This is a genomic window from Accumulibacter sp., assembly GCF_032229525.1.
GTDB lineage: Bacteria > Pseudomonadota > Gammaproteobacteria > Burkholderiales > Rhodocyclaceae > Accumulibacter.
In genome coordinates this window covers 1-3,953 of record NZ_JAVTWB010000269.1, presented here as the reverse complement: position 1 = coordinate 3,953, position 3,953 = coordinate 1, and the positions used below count along the sequence as shown (strand labels likewise).

Sequence of the window (3,953 nt, the reverse complement as noted above, 5' to 3'; positions counted from 1 at the left end):
CCCATCTTGCGCATCTGGCCGATCTGGTCCTTGAAGTCGTTGAGATCGAAGCCCTTGCCGGACTTCATCTTCCTGGCGAAATCGACCGCCTTCTGCTCGTCGATGCCTTTCTTGGCGTCTTCGATCAGCGACAAGACGTCGCCCATGCCAAGGATCCGCGACGCCATCCGCTCCGGGTGGAACGCCTCGAGCCCGGTCAGTTTCTCGCCGACGCCGGCGTACTTGATCGGCCGGCCGGTGACGTGACGAACCGACAGCGCCGCGCCGCCACGGGCATCACCATCGAGCTTGGTGAGGATGATGCCGGTCAGCGGCAGGGCCTCGCTGAAGGCCCTGGCAGTGTTGATCGCATCCTGGCCAAGCATCGCGTCGACGACGAACAGCGTTTCGATCGGTTTGACCGCCGCATGGAGCTCGGCGATTTCCTTCATCATCGCCTCGTCGATCGCCAAACGACCGGCAGTGTCAACCAGCAGCACGTCGTGGAAGTGCCGCTTGGCCCAGTCCACCGCATTGCGCGCGATATCTACCGGCTTGTCGGTCAGCGTCGAGGGAAAGAAATCGACGCCGGCCTGCGCGGCAACGGTTTTCAACTGCTCGATGGCCGCCGGTCGGTAGACGTCACAGGAAACCACCAGCACCTTCTTCTTCTGTGTTTCGCGCAGCATCTTGGCCAGCTTGCCGACCGTGGTCGTCTTGCCCGCACCCTGCAGGCCGGCCATTAGCATCACCGCCGGCGGTTGCGTGGCCAGATTCAGACCGGTGTGGGCCTCGCCCATCAGTTTGGTCAGCTCGCGGTGGACGACACCGATCAGCGCCTGGCCGGGGCTTAGCGAGCCGATCACTTCTTCGCCAACGGCTTTTTCCTTGACGGCGGTGATCAGTTCCTTGATGGCAGGCAAGGCGACGTCGGCTTCGAGCAAGGCGAGGCGCACCTCGCGCAAAGCATCGCCGATATTGGCCTCGGTCAGGCGTGCTTCGCCGCGCAGGGACTTCATGACGCGGGCAAGACGTTGGGTCAGGTTGTCGAGCATTTGGATTCCGGCTTGGTGTAAACTCAAAAAATGCCAGACATTCTACTGCACCTGCTCCCGCACGTCGTTTCATCGCTGCTCTATGCCGCGCTGGGCATCCATTTCTGGCACACCCGCTGGCGTGAAACCGACCGGCCGCTGGTGACCCTGCCGATGCAGCATTGGGAGCGGGCAACCCTGTTGACGGCACTGGGAATTCAGGGCTTCGGGCTTTACCAGGGGCTGTTCGGCGCCGGTGGCATGCGCTTTTCCTTTAGTTTCGCACTGTCGCTGATGCTCTGGCTGGCGGTACTCATCTACTGGCTGGAGAGCTTTCGCTCGCGCATGGACGGTCTGCAGCCGATGGTCCTGCCGCTGGCAGCACTCGCCGCCCTGTCGCCGGCGCTGTTCCCGCAACTGCGCGTCGTTGCCCACGCCGGCGCGTGGGGCTTCCAGCTCCATTTCCTGACGGCAATGCTCGCCTACAGCCTGTTCACCCTGTCCGCACTGCACGCCGTTTTCATGGGTTTCGCCGAGCGCAAGCTGCATCAGCGAGCGATTACCAAGAGCCTGACCAGCCTGCCGCCGATCCTGGCCATGGAAGCGCTGCTATTTCGCATGATTACCGTCGCTTTCTGCCTGCTCACTGTTGCGCTGGTCAGCGGCGTCATGTTCTCGGAAGCAATTTTTGGCAAGGCCATGGTGCTCGACCACAAGACCTTGTTCGCCTTTGCCTCGTGGGGAATCTTCGCCGCCTTGCTGATCGGACGCCGCATTTACGGCTGGCGCGGCCGGGTGGCGCTACGCTGGACGCTGGCCGGATTCATGGTGCTGTTGCTGGCCTACATGGGCAGCCGCTTCGTCGCAGAAGTCCTGCTGCATCGCTACTGAGTTCGCATCTACCATTCTCTGGCAGCGCACCGCCATTTTTTTCGAACGACAAACCGAGGAGTATCAGCATGGACAAAGCGGGGAATCCCGTCGGATGGTTCGAGATCTACGTTGCCGACATGACACGCGCCAGGGCGTTCTACACGGCAGTCTTTGGCCGTGAACTGATCGCGCTGCCGGACATCGGCGAGGGCGGCCAGATGTACGCATTTCCCTGGGTGGAGGGCGGATCGGGTGCTGCGGGGGCTCTGGTCAGTCAGCCAATGGTCGGTCCGGGCAAGGGTGGCACAATGGTCTATTTCAGCTGCGAAGATGCCGCCGACGAAGCCCTGCGTGCGATCGAGGCGGGTGGTCGAATCATTCAGCCGAAGATGGCCATCGGGCAATATGGCCACATTGCGCTGGTCGAAGACACCGAAGGCAACATCATCGGCCTGCACTCGATGCAATAGTCCTTGGCCGGGTGTCAGGCGCGGTGGCTGGGGCGGGCTCCCGCCCCAGCCGCTTGTCGACCAGGGCTCCAGATGGCAAGCTGCTTCCCTGATACTCACCTTGAGGAGCGGTCCACATGCAACATATCCTGCTCTACGGCGATTCCCTGTCCTGGGGAATCATTCCTGAAACCCGGCGCCGCTTGAGTTTCGACGAGCGCTGGCCGGGGGTGATGGAGAACGCGCTCAATGCCGAAGGCCGCCGCGTGCGCGTCGTCGAAGACTGCCTCAACGGTCGCCGCACGGTCTGGGAGGATCCCTTCAAGCCTGGGCGCAAAGGCATCGATGGTCTCGCTCAACGCATCGAGATCCATTCGCCGCTGACGCTGGTGATCCTGATGCTCGGTACCAACGATTTCCAGTCGATGCACCCGCACAACGCCTGGCACTCGGCGCAAGGGGTCGGCGCCCTGGTCAATGCCATTCGCCAGGCACCGATCGAGCCCGACATGCCCGTGCCGCCGATCCTGATCGTCGCACCGCCGCCGCAGGAAGAACCGCGGGGAGCGATCGCGCCCAAGTTCGTCGGCGGCGATCGCAAGTGCATCGGCCTCGCCGCCGCCTGCCGCGAGGTGGCCGATATGCTTGGCTGTCACTATTTTGATGCCGGTACCGTGGCCTCGGTCAGTCCGGTCGATGGCGTACATCTCGACGTCGATCAACACACCCGGCTGGGCGAAGCCGTGGCGAAGATGGTGGCCGGATTGCTACCCGCATTCCGGCCCTGACGTTCCGGCGCCTTGCCTGCGCCTTGCCGGCGTCGCGTGCCCAGTTGATGCAGTTGCGCCAGTGCCTCAGGCTGGCAAGACGTCGAACACTGGTTCGCAGCGCACTTCGGATTTCACCGAGTTGGCAATGAAGCACTCCTCGTGCGCCGCATGGTGCATCTGCGCTACTTCTTCGCGGTCAGGCAGCCGATCACCGGAGAACGCCACTTCCGGTTTGAGTGTCACGACGGTAATCGCCAGCTTGCCTTCGCTGTTTTTCGTCATCACGCCCACGGGGCTGTCGGCGTAGCGATCGACGCAGAAGCGACGACGGGCAGCGATCGAAAGAAACCACAGCATGTGACAACTCGCCAGCGAGGCGACAAAGGCCTCTTCCGGATCTACTGCGGTTGGATCGGACATCGGCACCGGCACGACGTGCGGCGATGACGAAGCCGGTACTTCCAGGCCGCCGTCGAAGCGCAGCAGGTGCCTGCGGCTGTAATGATTGCCGAGAAAATCGTGCTCGCCGCGCTGCCAGAGAAGGTGTGCGCAATATTCGGCCATGGCCAGTCTCCCGGGAGAGGGGTTGTTCGGGTGCGGCAAGTAATCAACTAATAGTACAGCTGGCGCTGCCGCGGTCGGAAGTGCGACTGTTCGCCGCAAAATCGAGGCCTGTGGGTCAAGATGCCGCTATCTTGCGGCTTTTTGTAAAGCGCTGCACTATGCCGGACGCGCAACGCTTCCGCTATCCGTTGACGTCGCTCCGCATCGCCGATAGCGTTCTACTTCTGGAGATCTGCCGGGATGATCGAACACTCAAAACACCTCACGTCCTTGCTGTTTTCCGC

The 3,953-nt window shown here is 62.3% G+C and carries 5 protein-coding genes; 3 read left to right on the top strand and 2 right to left on the bottom strand.

Annotated elements, in window-relative coordinates; all coding sequences use genetic code 11:
* On the bottom strand, positions 1-1,034 hold a 1,034-nt coding region (ffh, locus tag RUW20_RS21145; RefSeq protein WP_313954196.1), incomplete at its 3' end, for a signal recognition particle protein.
* Between the two features lie 30 nt (positions 1,035-1,064).
* On the opposite strand from ffh, the gene RUW20_RS21140 reads away from it, so the two are divergent.
* From RUW20_RS21140 to RUW20_RS21130, 3 genes are all read left to right on the top strand, one after another.
* Positions 1,065-1,904: an inner membrane protein YpjD gene (locus RUW20_RS21140; RefSeq protein WP_313954195.1), complete on the top strand. Its 840-nt coding sequence runs from the start codon at positions 1,065-1,067 to the stop codon at positions 1,902-1,904.
* A gap of 68 nt (positions 1,905-1,972) precedes the next feature.
* Positions 1,973-2,356: a VOC family protein gene (locus tag RUW20_RS21135; RefSeq protein ID WP_313954194.1), complete on the top strand. Its 384-nt coding sequence runs from the start codon at positions 1,973-1,975 to the stop codon at positions 2,354-2,356.
* Between the two features lie 116 nt (positions 2,357-2,472).
* Positions 2,473-3,123 carry an SGNH/GDSL hydrolase family protein gene (locus RUW20_RS21130; RefSeq protein ID WP_313954193.1) on the top strand — a complete coding sequence of 217 codons (651 nt, stop codon included), beginning with the start codon at positions 2,473-2,475 and terminating at the stop codon, positions 3,121-3,123.
* Positions 3,124-3,189: 66 nt separating this feature from the next.
* On the opposite strand, the gene RUW20_RS21125 is transcribed toward RUW20_RS21130, so the two are convergent.
* Complete coding sequence (locus RUW20_RS21125; protein WP_313954192.1) at positions 3,190-3,669, bottom strand: OsmC family protein; 480 nt, start codon at positions 3,667-3,669, stop codon at positions 3,190-3,192.
* Between the last annotated feature and the right edge of the window lie 284 nt (positions 3,670-3,953).

What these genes read in the sequence shown, in the direction of transcription:
- RUW20_RS21140 (WP_313954195.1), top strand. Translation starts at nt 1,065, where the DNA reads ATGCCAGACATTCTACTGCACCTGCTCCCGCACGTCGTTTCATCGCTG.
- RUW20_RS21135 (WP_313954194.1), top strand. Translation starts at nt 1,973, where the DNA reads ATGGACAAAGCGGGGAATCCCGTCGGATGGTTCGAGATCTACGTTGCC.
- RUW20_RS21130 (WP_313954193.1), top strand. Translation starts at nt 2,473, where the DNA reads ATGCAACATATCCTGCTCTACGGCGATTCCCTGTCCTGGGGAATCATT.
- RUW20_RS21125 (WP_313954192.1), bottom strand. Translation starts at nt 3,669, where the DNA reads ATGGCCGAATATTGCGCACACCTTCTCTGGCAGCGCGGCGAGCACGAT.